Origin of the sequence: Azospirillum agricola (assembly GCF_017876095.1) — a bacterium.
Lineage (GTDB): Bacteria > Pseudomonadota > Alphaproteobacteria > Azospirillales > Azospirillaceae > Azospirillum > Azospirillum agricola.
Genome location: NZ_JAGINM010000078.1, coordinates 1 through 1,385, shown reverse-complemented (window position 1 = coordinate 1,385; position 1,385 = coordinate 1). Strand labels below are relative to the sequence as shown.

Below are 1,385 nucleotides of genomic sequence, written 5' to 3'. Positions count from 1 at the left end.
GCGACCAGCCCGCGCGCCGCCTGGAACGCTTCCACCGCGTTGCGCGTCATCCGGCCGAAATCACCGTCGGTCGCCACCTTGAAGCCCAGCGCGACGAGCGCGCGCTGCATGCTGGCGACCTCCGGGCCGACATCACCGATGGACAGGGTGCCGTCGTTTGGGCTGCCGGCGATGACGCGGACATAAGCGGCAGCCAGCTTGCTGTCGTAGCTGTTGGCGGCGTAGGCGGTGCCGTTGTAGCCGCGCGCGAAGGCGGCCCAGTCCTTCCGGCGCAGCGGATCGGCCAGCCGGCGGGCACGGATGAAGGCGGCCACCGCGCCGAGCTGCTCCTCCTCCCCGGCGGCCATCGCCCGCACGAAGGACTGGACCGTGGCGAACCCGCAAAGCCCATGGTTGGTGCCCAGCACCTGCCCGATGCCCCAGGACGCGGCCTGGAGCGCGACATCCTCGCCCAGCACGTCGACGGCGCGCAGCAGCCGCTCCCACTCGCCGGCCCCGGTGGGGGCGTAGAGGCTGCGGTCCCAGGACTGGACCGAGAGACCAGGCACAGGGCGCCCGCACAGCCGGTGGGCGATGTGGGCCTCGTAGAGGATTCGCGGGCGACCGTCGGGCGCGGCCAGGAAGCCGCTGCGCAGGCCGGTCTCGACGATCAGCACCGCCGAGAGGGCGGCGGGCTCGCAACCGAGGTCGCGGGCGGCGCGGTTGATGGCACCGAGGGGGAGCGGCCGGGCGGCGCCGGCATACGGGAGGGCGCGCGGGATCGCCGCGCCGGTGGGCGTGGTCATGATGGTGGTCTCCGTGGTGGTGGGAATTTTGCGTTACAGGCCGGCTGTAACGCGATTACCGGCGGTCGGCCGGCGGGAGGCGCAGATGCCCGGCGGACAGGCCGCGCTTGGCATTGACGAGCAGGTGGGCGAGCAGCAGGAGGGCGGCGTCCTTGTTCCCGTCGCAGTCGGCGAGCGCCCGCTCGACCTCCAGTTCGGCGGGGTCGGTTGCATCGGTCATAGGGATTGCTCCGGATCGGGTTGTGCCGGACATGACGCTGGGGAGCAGGCAGGCCAAGATGAGGGCAGGTAGGCTCCTCTGAGGTTATCTCCCCTGAACTCGGGCGACCGCGCTCCCCCGCCGGTCGCCTGCTTCTTTTGGTGGGCATGAAAAAGGCCGCTCACGGCGGCCGGGTCGGTCAGGTTGGAGTGTTGTCGCGGGGCTATTGAAGGTAGGTGAACACCTGCTTGCCGGTCACGTTGACCGGGGCGATGGTCGCCAAGGTCGCCCAGCCGGCAGCGTCGGACGAATACTGCACGAACACCGTCCCGCTGATGCGGCTGGGTTGCGGCGTGAGCGACAGGGCTCGCACCGTCACTGCCGTCCCGAAGTCCACGTAA

General features: G+C 70.8%; 2 protein-coding genes. Both read right to left on the bottom strand.

What is annotated here, in order from left to right:
* A partial coding sequence (locus tag J2847_RS33880) for an N-acetylmuramidase domain-containing protein (protein ID WP_209783113.1) occupies positions 1-785 on the bottom strand: 785 nt, incomplete at its 3' end.
* 55 nt (positions 786-840) lie between these two features.
* Entirely contained in the window at positions 841-1,005 is a 165-nt protein-coding gene (locus J2847_RS33875; RefSeq protein ID WP_209783112.1) for a hypothetical protein, read from the bottom strand.
* Positions 1,006-1,385 lie beyond the last annotated feature (380 nt).

What these genes read in the sequence shown, in the direction of transcription:
- J2847_RS33875 (WP_209783112.1), bottom strand. Translation starts at nt 1,005, where the DNA reads ATGACCGATGCAACCGACCCCGCCGAACTGGAGGTCGAGCGGGCGCTC.